This is a genomic window from Paraburkholderia sp. GAS333, from assembly GCF_050435665.1.
Lineage (GTDB): Bacteria > Pseudomonadota > Gammaproteobacteria > Burkholderiales > Burkholderiaceae > Paraburkholderia > Paraburkholderia fungorum_A.
In genome coordinates this window covers 326122-345052 of sequence record NZ_JBNDKS010000001.1, presented here as the reverse complement: position 1 = coordinate 345052, position 18931 = coordinate 326122, and the positions used below count along the sequence as shown (strand labels likewise).

The window sequence follows — 18931 nt, the reverse complement described above, 5'->3', positions numbered from 1 at the left end:
CGAAGCTTCCAAACCGGAGCGCAAAAAAAAAACGGCGCGGGTTTTTCAACCCGTGCCGTTTTGCTTTCTGGCGCAACCTGAGACGGCTTAAGCCTTACTCGACTTCCACCGCTTCCGGATTTGGATTGCGCGGCGCCGGATGTTCGTCGAAGGTCAACTGAACCTTGTCTTCCGCATCGACGTCGACCGTGACACGGCCGCCGTTCATCAGCTTGCCGAACAGCAGTTCGTCGGCCAGCGCACGACGGATCGTGTCCTGGATCAGACGCTGCATCGGCCGCGCTCCCATCAGCGGATCGAAACCGTGCTTGGCGAGATGCTTGCGCAACGCGTCGGTGAAGAGCGCGTCGACCTTCTTCTCGTGCAACTGATCTTCCAGTTGCATCAGGAACTTGTCGACCACACGCATGATGATTTCTTCATCGAGCGAACGGAAGCTGATCGTCGCGTCCAGACGGTTACGGAACTCAGGCGTGAACATGCGCTTGATGTCGACCATTTCGTCGCCGGTTTCCCGACGATTCGTGAAGCCGATCACCGACTTGCCCATTGCCTCAGCGCCCGCATTCGTCGTCATAATGATGATGACGTTACGGAAATCTGCCTTGCGACCGTTGTTGTCTGTCAGCGTGCCATGGTCCATGACCTGCAGCAGCACGTTGTAGATGTCCGGATGCGCCTTCTCGATTTCGTCGAGCAGCAGCACGCAATGCGGCTTCTTCGTGACAGCTTCGGTCAGCAGACCGCCCTGGTCAAAACCGACGTAGCCCGGAGGCGCGCCGATCAACCGGCTAACAGCGTGACGCTCCATGTATTCCGACATGTCGAAGCGGATCAACTCGATACCCAGCGTGAACGCCAGTTGCTTCGCCACTTCGGTCTTGCCGACACCGGTCGGGCCGGAGAACAGGAATGCGCCAATCGGTTTGTCCAGCTTGCCGAGGCCAGCACGCGCCATCTTGATCGCAGCCGACAGCGCGTCGATGGCCGGATCTTGTCCGAACACCACGCTCTTCAGATCGCGATCCAGCGTTTGCAGCTTGCTGCGGTCGTCTTGCGACACGCTTTGCGGCGGGACACGAGCGATCTTCGAGATGATTTCCTCGATCTCGTTCTTGCCGATGGTTTTTTTCTGCTTCGACTTCGGCAGGATGCGTTGCGCCGCGCCCGCTTCGTCGATCACGTCGATCGCCTTGTCCGGCAGATGACGATCCGTGATGAAGCGTGCCGACAACTCAGCCGCCGCCGACAGCGCACCCGACGAGTACTTCACGCCGTGATGCTCTTCGAAACGCGACTTCAGACCACGCAGGATCGCCACGGTCTGCTCGACGGTCGGCTCGGTCACATCGACCTTCTGGAAACGACGCGACAGGGCCGCGTCTTTTTCGAAGATGCCGCGATACTCGGTGAACGTGGTCGCGCCGATGCACTTCAGCGTGCCCGACGACAGTGCCGGCTTCAGCAGATTCGACGCGTCCAGCGTGCCACCCGACGCAGCGCCTGCGCCGATCAGCGTATGAATTTCGTCGATGAACAGGATAGCGTGCGGACGTTCCTTCAATTCCTTGAGAACCGTCTTCAGGCGCTGTTCAAAGTCGCCGCGATACTTGGTGCCGGCGAGCAGCGCGCCCATGTCGAGCGAATACACCTGCGCATCCGCCAGAATATCGGGCACTTCGCCGCGCGTAATTCGCCACGCCAAGCCTTCGGCGATCGCCGTCTTACCGACGCCCGCCTCGCCGACCAGCAGCGGATTGTTCTTGCGCCGACGGCACAGCACCTGGACCACGCGCTCGACTTCCGACTCTCGCCCGATCAGCGGGTCGATGCGGCCGTCTTTCGCCATCTGGTTCAGGTTCTGCGTGAACTGGGCGAGCGGCGTTTCTTTCTGCGCGGCGGCCTCGTCGGACTCGGCATTCGCGTCGCTCGCTTTCGCGGCGTCGGTGCTGCTCGTCTTGGCGATGCCATGCGAGATGAAATTGACCACGTCCAGACGCGTCACGCCCTGCTGTTGCAGGTAGTACACCGCGTGCGAATCCTTCTCGCCGAAGATCGCGACCAGCACATTCGCGCCGGTCACTTCCTTCTTGCCATTCGAGGTGGACTGAACATGCATGATCGCGCGCTGGATCACACGCTGGAAACCCAGCGTGGGCTGCGTGTCGACGTCGTCCGTGCCAGGCACGGTCGGCGTGTTGTCATGAATGAAGTTGCGCAGGTTCTGGCGCAGATCCTCGATATTGGCCGCGCATGCACGCAACACTTCCGCCGCCGTTGGGTTGTCCAACAGTGCCAGCAAAAGATGTTCGACCGTTATGAACTCGTGCCGCGCCTGGCGTGCTTCCATGAACGCCATGTGCAGGCTGACTTCCAGTTCCTGGGCAATCATGCTTCCTCCATCACACACTGCAGCGGATGCCCGGCCTGCCGTGCGTGGGTAACGACTTGCTCGACTTTGGTCGACGCGATGTCCCGCGTATAGACCCCACAAACTCCCCTGCCCTCGCGATGCACCTTCAACATTACCTGTGTTGCGGTTTCACGATCTTTATTGAAGTATTCCTGCACGATCATCACGACAAATTCCATTGGCGTGAAGTCGTCGTTCAACAGCACCACCTTGTACATGGCTGGCGGCTTGAGCTTCTTCTCCTGCCGCTCCAGTACGGTGCCGTCCTGCTTGTCCGGGATAATCGCCATACACCCATTCTAAACAACTAGGACAGGCCCGCAATCCTGTCAAAACCCGGCCAACCGGCCGATGAGCCCGTTCGCTACCGCCTGATGGGTGAAACTCCGTCATGCGTGCGATTCGACGAGCCGATTGCGGAGCCGGCCCCTATCCTGATGCAGCGCGGCCGTGTTGCACCGCAGTCGGATCGAGTATCGCACAACCTGCCGGAGCCGGTTGGGACGCTCGTCAAAGCCAGACCAGCCCGGCTGACCCTTAGCACAGCATGTGAGTCGATTATGCGACTTTTCAAGCGGTCCCGCTTGCGCAACCGCACATAACGGAAGCGGTAAAAACCCTGGAAACTGGCCTGTTTGCAACGCGACAACGGCATCTCAAAATTTTCTTGACACTCGAATAAAGAGCCTCAACAATCAAGCTGGCACTTTTTTCACTGAGCCATAATTCGAAAAAATGCCGATGGTGAGCTTGTGAGGAGGGAGTGGCTGCATAACGCGGTCACGGAGCTTTTCGAGGGCTCGTGGTAGTGACATGAGTTACAGGGGAAGTTGGAATGGCAACTGGTACGGTCAAATGGTTCAATGACGCAAAAGGTTTCGGATTTATCACGCCTGATGAAGGCGGCGAAGATCTGTTTGCACACTTCTCGGCCATCCAGATGAATGGGTTCAAAACCCTCAAGGAAGGCCAAAAGGTAACCTTCGAGGTCGTGCAAGGCCCGAAAGGCAAGCAGGCATCGAACATTCAGGCTCCCGCCTAAAACTGTTCGTTACCTGTCCTTTGAAACCCGGCTTCGTGCCGGGTTTCTTTTTTGGAGAAACGTTTCTAATTGCCGCCGATTTTTATCGACCGAACGCGACTCCCAATTATTGGGCACAGCTACGTCTAATACTCATTGCGCGATTTAAAATCGGTCGTAGAAACTACTACAACGCGCAAACAGCACCTGCATTAAAGACGGGTAAATACGTAGGCAAATCGGTGGACAAAAAAATAACCCCGCCGCCTTCCGACGCCGGGGTTATTTATGCGCAATAGATTAATTCAGCGCACAAGCCTTACATGTTTTCAATCATGACCTGACCGAATGCCGAACACGACACCTGAGTGGCGCCTTCCATCAGGCGCGCAAAGTCGTATGTGACGCGTTTTTGCAGAATCGATTTTTCCATCGACTCGATGATCAGGTCGGCCGCCTCGAACCAGCCGAGGTGGCGCAGCATCATTTCCGCCGACAGAATCTCCGAACCCGGATTCACATAGTCCTTGCCCGCGTACTTCGGCGCGGTGCCGTGCGTGGCTTCGAACATCGCGACCGAATCCGACAGATTCGCACCCGGCGCAATCCCGATCCCGCCGACCTGCGCCGCCAGCGCGTCCGAAACGTAGTCGCCGTTCAGGTTCAGCGTCGCGATCACGTCGTATTCGGCCGGGCGCAACAGAATCTGCTGCAGGAACGCATCGGCAATCACGTCTTTCACGACCACGTCGCCGCCCGTCCGCGGATTCTTGACCTTCATCCACGGACCGCCGTCGATCAGCTCCGCGTTGAATTCCTTCTGCGCCAGCGCATAACCGTAGTCGCGGAACGCGCCTTCGGTGTACTTCATGATGTTGCCTTTGTGCACCAGCGTGACCGAGCGGCGATCATTGTCGATCGCATATTGAATCGCCTTGCGCACCAGCCGCTCCGTGCCTTCGCGCGACACCGGCTTGACCCCGATCCCCGACGAGTCCGGAAAACGGATCTTCTTCACGCCCATCTCGTCCTGCAGGAACTTGATGATTTTCTTCGCCTGCTCGGATCCGGCCGGCCATTCGATACCCGCGTAGATGTCTTCCGAGTTCTCGCGGAAAATCACCATGTCGGTCTTCTCGGGTTCGCGCATCGGCGACGGCACGCCTTTGAAATAGCGCACCGGCCGCAGGCATACATACAGATCGAGTTCCTGGCGCAGCGCGACGTTCAGTGAACGGATACCACCGCCGACCGGCGTCGTAAGCGGTCCCTTGATCGACACGATGTATTCCTTGACCACCTGCAGCGTTTCTTCCGGCAGCCACACGTCCGGCCCGTACACCCTGGTCGCCTTCTCGCCCGCGTAGATTTCCATCCAGTGGATTTTCTTCTTGCCCGCGTAGGCTTTCTCGACCGCGGCGTCCACCACCTTGATCATCACGGGCGTGATGTCGATACCCGTGCCATCGCCTTCGATAAACGGAATGATCGGCTGGTCGGAAACGTTGAGCGAGAAATCGGCGTTGACAGTGATCTTGTCACCACCGGTCGGAACCTTGATGTGCTGATACGACATGATCGGACTCCAGTGAAGGCTATGCAGAAAGCTGATGGAAGACTGCGAAAATGGGTGCTCCTCGCTAAGCGCAATGCCGGACTGCCGCAAGCAGCTTGGCCGCTATTCTAGCCCACGCTCCCGCAGCGGCGCGGCCACGGCGGCTCGGGGTTTTCCAACATGGACCGGGGTCGGCGGAGGCGCGGCTCGCATCTTATGTTCTATATAAGAGTCAGGATTGGCCCGAATCGCGAATGCTTTATGATTCCGGCGTCCGCTTTTCGCTCAGCAGACGGCGCGGCACGTTCTGAACGACATCGGAGCGCTGCGCGCCGCGAGCGTTTTTCGCATCACTTCTATCCGTTTCTCTTATGCGCCTTCTCGCTCTGAACAAACCGTTCGGCACCATCTGCCAATTCTCGCCGCACGAGACGCGCGCGTCGCTGGCCGACTGGGTCAAGGTGCCGGATGTTTATCCTGCGGGCCGGCTCGATTCCGACAGCGAAGGCCTGCTCCTTCTCACCGACGACGGTGCCCTGCAAGCGCGCATCGCCGAGCCGCGTCACAAACTGGTCAAACGTTATTGGGCACAAGTCGAAGGCGCGGTCGATCAGGCCACGCTGAAAAAACTCGCGCGCGGTGTCGATCTCGGCGACTACGTGACACGGCCGTGTCGCGCGGAATTTGTCGAGCCAGGCGAATCGCTGTGGGCCCGCACACCGCCCATCCGTTTTCGCGCCGCGATACCGACGACGTGGATCGAACTGTCGATCACCGAGGGCAAGAATCGCCAGGTGCGTCGCATGACGGCAGCAGTCGGCTTTCCGACGCTGCGGCTCGTGCGTGTCGGTGTGGGCGCGCTCGATATTTTTTCGCTTGGACTTCAGCCTGGAGAAAGCGTCGAGTTGTCGTCGAAAGCACCTTGGGAAGGTGTCGTCTAACACTCCCTTACATTTAAAAACAATGCGACGGCCGCCCGGCCCGTCACGCACGAATAGTCACTACGTGTACGCGTTTTCTCTTCGCGACACGACCTAACCCGTTGTATCCGCAAACAAAAACACGCGTGAAACGAAGGTAAAAAAACGTGAAACACGAGCGCGCGCGATAAGCCTCGGGACGCTCATTCGCAGCGCATCGCCGTCTTATGAATTTTCCACAAAAATTACGTCAACCGCCGCGCAAGCTCACGCGTTATTCGACGCAGATGCCGCCCGAAGCTATCCGGCATTCAGCCTTAAGGGCCTTTGCACAAGCCGTTCTTGCGGTACGAGCAGGGAGTCTGAGCGCTAAACAGACGCACCGAAAATTTGTTCGATGCGGCTGTCAACCGAAAGGTGGATGGCACGTTTACCGACATGACTCTACATATAACCGGGTCATTTGGTTAATCAACTAAAGCTGAGGATTTACAAAATGAACAAACTGATCGCCGCTCTGGTCGCTGGCCTCTTCGCAACGGCAGCATTCGCACAAGCTTCGGCACCGGAAGCAGCTTCGGCAGCTCCGGCTGCAGCAGCTTCGTCGGCAAAGAAGACCACGAAGAAGGCTCACAAGAAGTCGCACAAGAAGGCAGCAGCTGCTGCAGCAGCTTCGGCAGCTTCGGAATAAGTTTGTAAAAACGCAGTCAAGAACTAGCTTCATTGCCGTTCTTACGGCGTTGAAAGGCAGATCACCGAAAGGCGATCTGCCTTTTTGTTTTTGACGCGCTCGCGTAACATTCGCTGATTAAATTCCAAGCAAGGAGTCTTGCCGTGCGATTTCCCCTGCGCTCGTTGATTGCGCGTTTCGCTGTTGCCGTTGCATTGCCGCTCGCTGCGTTGTCGTTCGTTGCAACTACTGCTGCTCCCGCTCACGCGCAGCAGATGCCGCCTGGCGCGAAGCAGCCCAGCGAATTCCCGCGCGTGAAGCTGACCGCCGGCATGTTCGTGATCGACGCCGCCGTTGCCGCGAACGATGCGGATCGCGAACAAGGTTTGATGTATCGCACGAATCTCGGTCCGAACGAAGGCATGCTGTTCGTGTTCAACGAACATGCCGTGCATTGCTTCTGGATGAAGAACACGTTGATCCCGCTGTCCATCGCGTTCATGCGCGCGGACGGCACGATCACCGACATCGACGAGATGCAGGCCGAGACAACCGACAATCACTGCCCGAAGAACAACGGCGAGTTTGCGCTGGAAATGCCGAAGGGCTGGTTCACGTCGAAGGGCATCAAACCGGGCATGAAGATTCAGGGTCTGCCGCCGCTGCAACAGCAATAAGCCGATCCGGTTTCAGCGGTCACGGAAAAAGCCGGTGCCTTTTGCGAGGCGCCGGCTTTTTTGCATTCGCGCGCCGCGGCAACGCGTGTTGCGGGATCAGGCGAAGTGCGCGCATCGCGTCATCGCGCGCCAGGTCAGCCCAACGCGGCCGCGTAGCCAAACCCCCGCCAGCAGGCGCTTGCGCCCCGCTGGCAAGATTCCTGCAAAAGACTAGCCGACGCGCTATCCTAGTAATCTTAGTAAAGCAGCACCCAGGCTCGCCGGGTAGCACAAACTGCCGTCCGGCCAGCGTTTCAGGCGCGCCATTCCAAGGAGGTTCACGTGCCCCGCAAGACTCCCATCGAGCGCTACCGGAATATCGGCATCAGCGCTCACATCGATGCCGGCAAAACCACCACCACTGAACGCATCCTGTTCTACACCGGCGTGACCCACAAGATCGGCGAGGTTCACGACGGTGCGGCGACGATGGACTGGATGGAACAGGAGCAGGAGCGCGGCATCACCATCACGTCGGCGGCGACTACCGCCTTCTGGAAGGGCATGGCCGGCAACTACCCCGAACATCGGATCAACATCATCGACACCCCGGGCCACGTCGACTTCACGATTGAAGTCGAGCGCTCGATGCGCGTGCTCGACGGCGCATGCATGGTGTACGACTCGGTCGGCGGCGTGCAGCCGCAATCCGAAACCGTGTGGCGTCAGGCGAACAAGTACAAGGTGCCGCGCATTGCGTTCGTCAACAAGATGGACCGCGTAGGCGCCGACTTTTTCCGCGTGCAGCGGCAGATCGGCGATCGTCTGAAAGGTGTCGCGGTGCCGATCCAGATTCCAATCGGCGCGGAAGAACACTTCCAGGGCGTGGTCGATCTGGTCAAGATGAAGGCGATCTACTGGGAAGAAGAGAACCAGGGCATCAAGTTCGAATATCGCGATATTCCAGCGGAACTCGCGGCTACCGCGAAGGAATGGCACGACAAGATGGTCGAAGCCGCCGCCGAAGCAAACGAGGAACTGCTCGACAAATACCTCGGCGGCGAAGCGCTGAGCGAAGAAGAAATCAAGCACGGCATTCGCGCGCGCTGCATTGCGAACGAGATCGTGCCGATGCTGTGCGGCAGCGCGTTCAAGAACAAGGGCGTGCAGGCGATGCTCGACGCGGTGATCGACTATCTGCCGTCGCCGGTCGACGTGCCCGCGATTACCGGTCACGACGAGCACGACAAGGAGATCGAGCGTCATCCGAACGACACCGATCCGTTCTCCGCGCTCGCGTTCAAGATCATGACCGACCCGTTCGTCGGCCAGCTGATTTTCTTCCGCGTCTATTCGGGCGTGGTGAATTCGGGCGACACCGTCTACAACGCGATCAAGGAAAAGAAGGAGCGCCTCGGCCGCATCCTGCAGATGCACGCGAACGAGCGCAAGGAAATCAAGGAAGTCTACGCGGGCGATATCGCCGCAGCAGTCGGCCTGAAAGAAGCGACGACCGGCGACACGCTGTGCGATCCGAACAACGTGATCATCCTCGAAAAGATGATCTTCCCGGAGCCGGTCATTTCGCAGGCCGTCGAGCCGAAGACCAAGGTCGACCAGGAAAAGATGGGCATTGCGCTGAACCGCCTTGCTCAGGAAGACCCGTCGTTCCGCGTGCAGACCGATGAAGAATCCGGCCAGACGATCATCTCCGGGATGGGCGAGTTGCACCTGGAAATTCTGGTCGACCGGATGAAGCGCGAATTCGGCGTCGAGGCCACGGTCGGCAAGCCGCAGGTCGCATATCGCGAAACGGTGCGCAACAAGGTCGAGGACGTCGAAGGCAAGTTCGTCAAGCAGTCGGGCGGTCGCGGTCAGTACGGTCACGCGGTCATTACGCTCGAACCGGCAGCGCAGGGCAAAGGCTACGAATTCGTCGACGCGATCAAGGGCGGCGTGATTCCGCGCGAATACATTCCGGCGGTGGACAAGGGCATCGTGGAAACGCTGAAGGCCGGCGTGCTCGCGGGCTATCCGGTGGTCGACGTGAAGGTGACGCTGACCTTCGGTTCGTACCACGACGTGGACTCGAACGAAAACGCGTTCCGCATGGCCGGTTCGATGGCCTTCAAGGAAGCGATGCGCAAGGCCAAGCCGGTACTGCTCGAACCGATGATGGCAGTCGAAGTGGAAACGCCGGAAGACTTCATGGGCAACGTGATGGGCGATCTGTCGAGCCGTCGCGGGCTCGTGCAGGGCATGGAAGACATCGCCGGCGGTGGCGGCAAGCTGGTGCGCGCCGAAGTGCCGCTCGCGGAGATGTTCGGCTACTCGACATCGCTGCGCTCGGCCACGCAGGGCCGCGCCACGTACACGATGGAGTTCAAGCACTACGCTGAAACGCCGAACAACGTCGCCGAAGCCGTGATCAACGCGAAGCAGAAGTAAGCCGCGGTCGAAGCATCGACGTTGCAATGCAGCGCAACGTCGATGCATCAGCACGGCGACCCCAAGCCCGTTCCTTGCGAACGGGCTTTTTTTCGTCCCTACGACCGCCGCCGCGCCTTATCCACACAGCACTTTTTGAACATGCAAAAATGCCAGACGGCGCCGACCTGAACACAGGAAGCGCCGAACAATGCCGGGACCGCCAGGAACCATGCTTGGGAGGAGACACCATGAGCCAGGATCACGAACACCCGCATTACCGCGACGATCAGCCCGCAGCGCCGGTCGACTGGCGTGAGCACGGCGTGAAGGTCATCAAGGGCGATCAGCTCGACAGCAATACCGCGCAGACGCCGGGCATGAACCGCGCGGCCGCGATCAACGCCGCGCGGGTCGGCGCGCAGAAAATCTGGGCCGGTACCGTGACGATCCACCCGAACGCGAAGACCGGCGCGCATCATCACGGCGCGCTCGAAAGCGTGATCTACGTGGTGCGCGGCCAGGCGCGCATGCGCTGGGGCGAGCATCTGGAATTCACCGCAGAAGCCGGTCCGGGCGACTTTATTTTCGTGCCGCCGTATGTGCCGCATCAGGAGATCAATGCGAGCACCGACGACCCGCTCGAATGCGTGCTGGTGCGCAGCGACAACGAAGCGGTGGTGGTCAACCTGAACATCGACGCGGTGGAGGCGCCCGAAACCGTGTTCTGGGTCGATCCGATTCACAAGCATCCGCACGACCATTAACTCCTTGCCACGCGACTCATGACGCCAACCGCTTCGCTGCGCCCTCGCCTGTTCACGCTGTATGCCGTGCTGATCGCCGCCAATCTCGGCGCCTGGGCATGGGCGTTGATCGCGTTTCGCCATTACCCGCTGCTGCTGGGCACCGCGCTGCTCGCTTATGGTTTTGGCCTGCGCCATGCCGTCGACGCGGATCACATCGCGGCTATCGACGCCGTCACGCGCAAACTGATGCAAACCGGCAAGAAGCCGCTCGGCGTGGGGCTGTCGTTTTCGCTGGGGCATTCGACCATCGTGATTCTCGCGACGATCGGCATTGCGTGGACCACGCATTCGCTGCATGGCCGCTTCGAGACTTTCAAGGCCGTGGGTGGCACGATCGGCACGCTGGTGTCGGCCACGTTTCTGCTGGTGCTGGCGGCCGTCAATCTGGTGATTCTGCGTGACGTGTGGCGTCGTTATCGCCATGTTCAACATGACGTCGAAACCGCTGTTCAGGCACCGGACGATGCGATCGCGCCCGCTGGCCTGCTGTCGCGTGCATTGCGCCCGCTGTTCCGGCTCGTGACGAAAAGCTGGCACATGTACCCGGTTGGCGTGCTGTTCGGCCTCGGCTTCGACACCGCCTCCGAAATCGGCTTGCTGGCGATCGCCGCGTCGCAGGCGGGCACGGGTCTGCCGCTGTATTCGATCCTCGTATTTCCCGCCCTCTTCACGGCAGGCATGACGCTGGTCGATTCGACCGACAACGTACTGATGGTCCACGCGTACGGCTGGGCCATGGACGACCCGAAACGCAAGCTGTACTACAACGCGAGCATCACGTTCGTGTCGGCGGTGGTGGCAATCGTGATCGGCGGCGTCGAGGCATTGGGATTGCTGTCGGACAAATTCGGCCTGAACGGCGGCCTCTGGGATGCGGTCGCCAGCGTCAACGACCGCTTCGGCGCGCTCGGTTACGGCATTGTCGCGGCGTTCATGGCGTGCTGGATCGGCTCGGTGCTGTTCCATCGCTGGCGTCGTCCGGATGCGCTCGTGCGGTAATTTCAACGCGTGATCATGCAGTGCCGCGCGGCGTAACCGGTAAGGATGCCAGCGGCGCGTGCGTGCAGTCGTCATGACCGCAAGACTCGCGTGGATCGTCGAGCCGCAACCGTTGTGATGGCGATACACAGCGGCTCTTTTATCCGCCAATCGACAATCGGTCGACGCTGCGAGCGTGCCGCATCGCAAGGCAATCGCTTACACTGAAGCGGCTTTGCGCAGGCTTTGATTTTTCGATGTCGCATGCCGACGTCGCCATTGCACTCGCGTTCGTCGCATGGCGTATTTTGCGTCGGCGACGCGACGCTTCAGAACCGGCAACAGAACGGACTGGACACTCCATCGATGAAAACTCCCGCGGACCGACTTCTCGCACTCGACGCAGCCCGCCTTGCTGCCGATGCTCACGGCACCCACGGCCACCACGCCATCGACGAATTCCTTGCCGGCCGCATCACGCGCCGCGAGCTGCTGCGCTATGCGAGCGTGATCGGTTTGTCGCTGGCGGGCGGCGGTTTGCTGAACGTGCCGCGCGCGCAGGCTCAGGCCGCGGCGGGTGCAGGCAACCAGACGATCCGCGTGGCTCATCTGACGCCTGCGGGCGCGGTCGATCCCCTCACCGTGACAGACGCCGCGAGTCTCGCGCTGCTGAACCAGACCGGCGAGTTCCTGATTGACGACGACGGCGAAAAGCTGATGCTGAAGCCCGCGCTCGCGTTGTCCTGGAAGCCGAACGACAAAGGCGACGTGTGGACCTTCACGCTGCGCCAGAACGTCAAGTTTCACGACGGCCAGCCGTTCGGCGCGAAGGATGTGGTCGCCACCTTCGACCGCCTCGCCGATCCTGCGAGCGGCTCGGCGGCGCTCTCCGTGCTCAAGGGCGTGCTGTCCAAAGGCGGCGCGAAAGTCGTGGACGAGCACACGGTCGCCTTCCATCTGGATGCGCCGAACGGCAACTTCCCGTACTACGTTTCCTCGGACAATTACAACGCCGTGATCCTGCCCGCGAACTACGCGGGCGGTTATGAAAAGACCTTCATCGGCACCGGTCCGTTCAGGTTCGAGAAGTATCAGCCGAAGGTCGGCGCGTCGTTCGTGCGCAATCCCGATTACTGGGGCGAGAAAGCGTTACCGCAACGCGTACAGTTCTCGTTCTACGCCGACGAACAGGCGCAATTGCTCGCGCTGCAGGGCCATCAGGCCGACGTGATGGGCACCTTCACCGTGCAGGGCGGCGCAGGCATTCTGAACAACCCGGAATACAAGGCCGTGGGAGTGAAGTCGAGCGCGCACCGGCAGATTCATATGCGCAACGACAATCCGCTGTTCAAGGACAAACGCGTACGCCAGGCGCTGGCGTTGTCGATCGATCGCGATGTGCTGGTGCGCGGCCTCTTCAAAGGCCGCGCGCAACTCGGCAACGACAGTCCGTTTGCGCCGGTGTTTCCGTCATCCGATGCAGGCGTCGCTCAGCGCAAGATCGATATCGCGAAGGCGAAGCAACTGCTCGCGCAAGCCGGTGTGCCGAACGGTTTCGACGTTACGCTCACCACCGAAAAGTACATGGAGATTCCCGATCTCGCGGTGGTCGTGCAGAACGCGGCCAAAGCCATCGGCGTGCGCATCAATCTGAAAATCGAGAGTCAGTCGCTGTATTACGGCGCCGGCACGCCGGGCAAATCCGACTGGCTCGACTCGCCGCTCGGCATTACCGATTACGGTCATCGCGGCGTGCCGAACGTGTTCCTGAACGCGCCGCTCACCAGCACCGGCACATGGAACGCCGCGCACTTCAAGAATCCGCAATACGATCAACTGGTCGCGCAATTCGTTGCGGCAATCGATCTGCCCTCGCAGAAGAAAATCTCCGGGCAGATTCAAACGCTGTTGCTCGACGAGACGCCCGTCATCATTCCGTTCTTCTACGATCAACTGATCGCGATGCGTAAAGGCGTGAACGGCGTGCGCTTCACCGCGCTCGCGCAACTGTATTTCGACCGCGCGGTGCTCAGCGCGTAAGCGCAGGCGATGCCTGGCAGGAGATCACGATGTCGTCCACGGTGACCCCTTCCACTTCCCGTCCGTCGAATGGCCATGCGGGCCGCGCCGTGCGTTTTCTGGCGACGCGCGTCGGACTGTCGTTGATCACGTTGTGGCTACTGTCGGTGATCGTGTTCGCGGGCGGTCAGCTGCTGCCTGGCGATATCGGCCGCGCGGTACTCGGTCCGCTCGCCGATGCGCGCGCGGTCGCCGCGCTCAATCATCAACTCGGCGCGGATCGTCCGTTGCTCACGCAGTACGTCGACTGGATTTCGCATTTCTTGCGCGGCGATATGGGGCTTTCGTATGCGTACCGCGAACCGGTTGGGCCGTTTATTGCCGCCGCGCTTGGCGCTTCGGCGAAGCTCGGCCTGCTCGCGTTTATCGTCGTGGTGCCGCTTGGGATTGCGGGCGGCGTGTGGTCGGCGATGCACGCGGGACGCTGGCTCGATCGCACGATCAGCATTGCCGGATTGTCGGCCACGGTGGTGCCGGAATTCGTGTCGTCGATCGTGCTGATTCTGGTGTTCGGCGTGTGGCTGCAATGGCTGCCGATCGAAGCGTCGTATCCACCCGAAGCCAGCGTGTTCGAACAACTCAGGCATCTGATTCTGCCGATACTGCCGCTGGTGTTCGTCTTCTTCGGCTATATCGCGCGGATGGCGCGGGCGGGCACCGTCGAGGCGCTCGATGCCGACTACACGCGCACCGCGATCCTCAAAGGCCTGCCGCGGCACATCGTGATCTGGCGACACGTACTGCGTAATGCGTTGCTGCCGACCATCACGGTCGCCGCAACTCAACTCGGCTATATGATCGGCGGACTCGTGGTGGTGGAGACGCTGTTCCACTATCAGGGCATCGGCTCGCTGATCTACAACGCCGCGAAGGCCAAGGATTTCCCGATGCTCGAAGCGGGCGTGCTGACTATCGGCGTGGTCTACACCGTCGCCAATCTCGTGGCCGATGCGCTGCATGTGCTGCTCAATCCGCGTCTGCGTGTGAGGAGCGCCGAATGAGCGCGACCACTCCGCAAGCCGCGCCGCCGGCTCAGGCTGCTTCGACAGAACCGCGCTTCGCGCAGTTGCGCGAATTGCTGCGCTCGCCCACATTCGTCGTGGGCGCACTCATCGTGTTGTGGTGGATCGTGTGCGCGCTTGGCGGCCAATGGATCGTGCGCATCGATCCTTACGCATCCGATCCGCTCAACTCGTTGACGCCGCCCGATCACACACACTGGTTCGGCACAGACCAATTGGGCCGCGACGTGTTCTCGCGCGTGATCGTCGGCGCGCGCGACATCCTGACCATTGCACCGCTGGCGACCGTGCTCGGCACGGCGGCGGGCACCGCCCTCGGGTTGATCGTCGGCTACTTCGAAGGCCGGGTCGACAGCATCGTGGGGCGCGTGATCGACGCCGTGCTTGCACTGCCGCTCGTGATCGTCGCGCTGCTCGCGCTGGCGGCGGTCGGTGCGTCGAACCTCACGGTGATTCTCGTGATCGGCATCACGTTCACGCCGATCACCGCGCGCACCGTGCGTGCCGCCGTGTTCGCCGAACGGCATCTGGACTACGTCGCCGCTGCGCAACTGCGCGGTGAGCACGCGCTGTACATCATGTTCGTCGAGATTCTGCCGAACGTATTGCCGCCGATCGTCGTCGAAGCCACCGTGCGGCTCGGCTACGCGATCTTCGCGGTCGCCACATTGTCGTTTCTCGGCTTCGGCATTCAACCGCCGTCCGCCGACTGGGGACTCGCGTTATCCGAGTCGTACACGCTGATGGCGGGCGGCGCATGGTGGACCGTGGTGTTCTCGGCGGCCGCAATTGCTTCACTGGTGGTCGGCGTGAATCTGATCGCCGACAGCGTGCAAGGCGTACTCGACCGATGAGCCAACCGACGCCCTCCTCTTCAGCCGCGTTCGCCGCCTTCGACGTATCGAAGAGCGACCGCACGGACGCACTGACCGTCGTGGGCCTGACCGTTACGTACCGGATTCGCGGACGCGACCGCGAAGTGCTTCAGGACATCTCGTTTCGCGTCCGACGCGGCGAAGCGTACGGACTGGTCGGCGAATCGGGTTGCGGCAAATCGACCGTCGCGATGGCGGCTGTGCGCTATCTGCCGCGCAACGGCAAGGTGAAGGCCGGCAAGATCCTCATCGCTGGCGACGACGTGCAGAAGCTCGATGCCGACGCGCTGCGCCATATGCGCGCGAATACGACGTCGATGGTCTATCAGGACCCGGGGCGCGCGCTGAATCCATCGCTGACTGTCGCGCGGCAGGTGTCCGAGGCGTTCGAAGCGACCGGCATCGCGCACGACGAAGCGTTGCAGCGCACGCTCGACATGCTCAAGCGGGTTCGCATCGCCGCGCCCGAGCGCGTGATGGACAGCTATCCTCATCAACTATCGGGCGGCATGCAGCAACGCGTGGTGATCGCGATGGCGCTGGCATCGAACCCGGCGCTGCTGATTCTCGACGAGCCGACGACCGGGCTCGACGCGACCGTCGAAGCGGAAGTGCTCGATCTGGTGGCGCAGTTGCGCGAGGAACTCGGCACCGCCGTGCTGTTCATCAGCCATAACCTTGCGGTGATCGGGCGAATGTGCGAGCGCGTCGGCGTGCTTTACGCCGGCAAGCTGGTCGAAGAAGGCGCGACTGAAGATGTGTTCGCGCGGCCGCGTCATCCGTACACGGTTGGGCTGTTGCGCTGTTTGCCGACCACCGGGCGCAGCAAGGACAGCGAGCGGCTCGACACGATTGCGGGCAGCCTGCCGTTGCCGGGTTCGGTCACGCAAGGCTGCATTTACGCGGACCGCTGCCGTCTCGCCGACGACCGGTGCCGTCGCGACGCGCCGCCGCCGCATCGTTTGAATGCGGCGCATGGCGATCAGATGTCGCGCTGCCACTACCACGAACGCGCGATCGAATTACCGCGCGCGACGCCGCAAGCGTTGCCTGTCCATGACGCTGCGGCTTTTGCTGCGGGCAAACCTGGCGAGCCGTTACGCCCCGTGCTGCGCGCGCAGAAACTCTCGAAGACATTCCACGTAGGCGGCACACCGCTCCTCGCCCTCGACGACATTTCAATCGATCTTGCCAGCGGCGAGACGCTCGGCCTCGTCGGCGAATCGGGCAGCGGCAAGACGACGCTCGCGAAGCTGATGCTCGGCCTGCTCACGCCCGACGCGGGCAGCGTGCTCGAACTCGACGGCGCGCCGCTCGCCGCGCGCGTCACGCGACGCAACGACGAACAGATCAAGTCAATGCAGATCGTGTTCCAGAATCCCGACTCGGCGCTCAATCGCGCGCATTCGGTGAAGCGCCTGATTGGCCGCGCGTTGAAGCGGCTCACGCCGTTGCGCGGCGCCGCCGTCGACGAACGGCTCGGCACGTTGACCGAGGCCGTGCGTTTGCCCGAACGTTATCTCGACTCGCGCACGCGGCAGTTGTCCGGCGGACTCAAGCAGCGCGTCGCGATCGCGCGCGCGTTTGCAGGCGAGCCGCGCGTGGTGGTCTGCGACGAGCCGACTTCCGCGCTCGACGTCTCCGTGCAGGCTGCGATCCTCAATCTGCTCGCCGATCTGCAACGAGAACGCGGCGTCAGTTACGTGTTCATCTCGCACGATCTGCATGTGGTGCGCTATCTGTCGGACCGGATCGCGGTGCTCTATCTCGGCAGATTGCTGGAAATCGGCCCGGCGGCAGCGGTGTTCGACGGACCGCATCATCCTTATACCGAGGCGCTGCTGTCGTCGGCTCCGGCGCTCGACGGCGAGAACAGGCAGGCGCGCATCCGTCTGTCCGGCGACCTGCCGAGCGCGGTCTCGCCGCCTTCCGGCTGCGTCTTTCATACGCGCTGTCCGCGCAAGATCGGCGCGATCTGCGAGCAGGAACCCCCGCCTTTCGTCGATGCCGATGGCGATGGCGATGGCGATGCCGTGCATCGAATCCGCTGCCATATTCCGGTGGAAGAATTGCGCGCGCTTAAGCGCGTCTCGCGTAAAAGCGCGAGTGGCGATGCGTCCGGGATCGTGTCCACGATGGCATCCAGGGCCGGCAAGGGTAACGAGTAGCGCGGTTCGTCCCAGCCCCGCGCCAGGCGATTCACGCGGCTTTCTGGCCGCGCGTTTCATCGCCGAAACGTTTTCATGCGTTTTTTCATCGTGCGCATCGCACATGCTCATCCGGTACCTGTCGCCGCAAGGCTTTGCGGCCAGTGGCATGGTTATCGCTAAGTATCGTCCAGACATTTGAAGCCGGACAGCGCGGAAGATCCGCGGCGGCATGCGTTTGTGCGCGTGCCGTTCAGCGCCACGCGATGCGGTAAAAGAGTCGGAAATCGTAGCGGTAAAAGAGGTAACGCAGGACTGACGCGCCGGGGCGCGCGTCGGCGAATCAGGCACCGTTTGGGTTGGCAGCAGTGAGCGAACAGACCCAAACGACCCGGGGGCGGCGAGGCCCGCAGTCAGACAGGTCCGCCGCTGCGGAATCAGCGTGAGAGAGGACGGTAACGAGGCACCGTTGTTCCCTCGGGAGAGACGTGATGAAGACCAGAAAATCCAATCGATATTATTTCGGGATCCTTCGGAGTACAGCTGTCGCGGCTGGCGTGATTGCGCTGGCGACGGGCGTGGCGTATCCGGCATCGACGGAGGTGATCCCCGAGTGGATGCTGCTCGCCGACACGCCGTTGCCTGGCGGCAGCCAGCAGGGCTCGACACAAGCCGCACCGGACAACGGCGCCGCGCCCGACGCGGTGGCCACGGGCGCGGCGCCCGGCGACACCACCGCCGCCGACGATGCCGCTGCACTATTCGCGCCGCGCGACTGCAATAGCGTCAACATCGGCGGATGCGCTCACCATGGCGGCGGCAGCGGCAGTAACGGCGCGGCGAGCGCGGGCGCGAGCGGCAACAGCGGCGGCGGAGCGGGTGCTGGGAACGGCGGCGGCAGCTCCGGTGCGGGAGCAGGAGCGGGAGCAGGCGCAGGCGGGAAAGGAAATAGCGGTGGCGGTAATGGGGGGAGTAGTGGAAGCAGTGGAAGTAGCGGAAGTAGCGGAAGTAGCGGCAGCAGTGGCAGCAGCGGAAGCAGCGGCAGCAGTGGCAGCAGCGGAAGCAGCGGAAGCAGCGGAAGTAGCGGAAGTAGCGGCAGCAGCGGAAGTAGCAGCGGCAGCAGTGGTAGCGCAGGCTGCGGTTGTGGCTCCAGCGGCGGCCCGGGCGGTGGCAAGAGCGGTGGCAAGAGCGGTGGCTTCGGTGGTGGTTTTGGCAGTGGCAAAGGCGGTGGTTTTGGCGGAGGCTTCGGTGGCGGCTTCGGCGGTGGCTTTGGCGGAGGCTTCGGCGGCGGTCACGGAGGTAAGGGTGGCGGCGGTAACGGCAGTGGCAATGGCGGAGGAAACGGGCACTAACAGTTGC

15 protein-coding genes are annotated in these 18931 nt (G+C 61.6%); 12 read left to right on the top strand and 3 right to left on the bottom strand.

Annotated features, from left to right (window positions below):
* Positions 1-94: 94 nt before the first annotated feature.
* Entirely contained in the window at positions 95-2392 is a 2298-nt protein-coding gene (clpA, locus tag ABH945_RS01560; RefSeq protein ID WP_074765373.1) for an ATP-dependent Clp protease ATP-binding subunit ClpA, read from the bottom strand.
* Positions 2389-2703, bottom strand: coding sequence for an ATP-dependent Clp protease adapter ClpS (gene clpS, locus ABH945_RS01555; protein ID WP_074765375.1), 315 nt, complete (start codon positions 2701-2703; stop codon positions 2389-2391). The genes clpA and clpS overlap by 4 nt, the downstream gene beginning before the upstream one ends.
* A gap of 545 nt (positions 2704-3248) precedes the next feature.
* Between clpS and ABH945_RS01550 the strand changes: the two genes are divergently transcribed.
* Positions 3249-3455, top strand: a complete 207-nt coding sequence (locus tag ABH945_RS01550) for a cold-shock protein (RefSeq protein ID WP_007180614.1) — start codon at positions 3249-3251, stop codon at positions 3453-3455.
* Between the two features lie 298 nt (positions 3456-3753).
* Here the strand turns inward: ABH945_RS01550 and icd are convergent, their stop codons facing one another.
* Positions 3754-5010 (bottom strand): NADP-dependent isocitrate dehydrogenase, encoded by a 1257-nt coding sequence (gene icd / locus ABH945_RS01545; protein ID WP_074765378.1) that lies wholly within the window; start codon positions 5008-5010, stop codon positions 3754-3756.
* A gap of 350 nt (positions 5011-5360) precedes the next feature.
* On the opposite strand from icd, the gene ABH945_RS01540 reads away from it, so the two are divergent.
* The 11 genes from ABH945_RS01540 (at position 5361) to ABH945_RS01490 (ending at position 18924) form a co-directional block, all read left to right on the top strand.
* Positions 5361-5930: a pseudouridine synthase gene (locus tag ABH945_RS01540; protein ID WP_429249512.1), complete on the top strand. Its 570-nt coding sequence runs from the start codon at positions 5361-5363 to the stop codon at positions 5928-5930.
* Positions 5931-6405: 475 nt separating this feature from the next.
* Positions 6406-6600, top strand: a complete 195-nt coding sequence (locus ABH945_RS01535) for a hypothetical protein (RefSeq protein ID WP_074765382.1) — start codon at positions 6406-6408, stop codon at positions 6598-6600.
* Positions 6601-6743: 143 nt separating this feature from the next.
* Positions 6744-7256: a DUF192 domain-containing protein gene (locus tag ABH945_RS01530; protein ID WP_074765384.1), complete on the top strand. Its 513-nt coding sequence runs from the start codon at positions 6744-6746 to the stop codon at positions 7254-7256.
* 321 nt (positions 7257-7577) lie between these two features.
* A complete protein-coding gene (gene fusA, locus ABH945_RS01525) occupies positions 7578-9683 on the top strand; it encodes an elongation factor G (protein ID WP_074765386.1) in 2106 nt (701 codons plus the stop codon).
* A gap of 230 nt (positions 9684-9913) precedes the next feature.
* Positions 9914-10429 (top strand): cupin domain-containing protein, encoded by a 516-nt coding sequence (locus ABH945_RS01520; protein ID WP_074765388.1) that lies wholly within the window; start codon positions 9914-9916, stop codon positions 10427-10429.
* 18 nt (positions 10430-10447) lie between these two features.
* Positions 10448-11470: a HoxN/HupN/NixA family nickel/cobalt transporter gene (locus ABH945_RS01515; protein ID WP_429249511.1), complete on the top strand. Its 1023-nt coding sequence runs from the start codon at positions 10448-10450 to the stop codon at positions 11468-11470.
* A gap of 345 nt (positions 11471-11815) precedes the next feature.
* Complete coding sequence (locus ABH945_RS01510) at positions 11816-13489, top strand: ABC transporter substrate-binding protein (RefSeq protein WP_429249510.1); 1674 nt, start codon at positions 11816-11818, stop codon at positions 13487-13489.
* Between the two features lie 29 nt (positions 13490-13518).
* Complete coding sequence (locus ABH945_RS01505) at positions 13519-14529, top strand: ABC transporter permease (protein ID WP_429249509.1); 1011 nt, start codon at positions 13519-13521, stop codon at positions 14527-14529.
* A complete protein-coding gene (locus tag ABH945_RS01500; protein WP_429249508.1) occupies positions 14526-15404 on the top strand; it encodes an ABC transporter permease in 879 nt (292 codons plus the stop codon). The genes ABH945_RS01505 and ABH945_RS01500 overlap by 4 nt, the downstream gene beginning before the upstream one ends.
* Positions 15401-17593: an ABC transporter ATP-binding protein gene (locus ABH945_RS01495; RefSeq protein ID WP_429249507.1), complete on the top strand. Its 2193-nt coding sequence runs from the start codon at positions 15401-15403 to the stop codon at positions 17591-17593. The genes ABH945_RS01500 and ABH945_RS01495 overlap by 4 nt, the downstream gene beginning before the upstream one ends.
* 470 nt (positions 17594-18063) lie before the next feature.
* Positions 18064-18924 carry a hypothetical protein gene (locus ABH945_RS01490; RefSeq protein ID WP_429249506.1) on the top strand — a complete coding sequence of 287 codons (861 nt, stop codon included), beginning with the start codon at positions 18064-18066 and terminating at the stop codon, positions 18922-18924.
* Positions 18925-18931 lie beyond the last annotated feature (7 nt).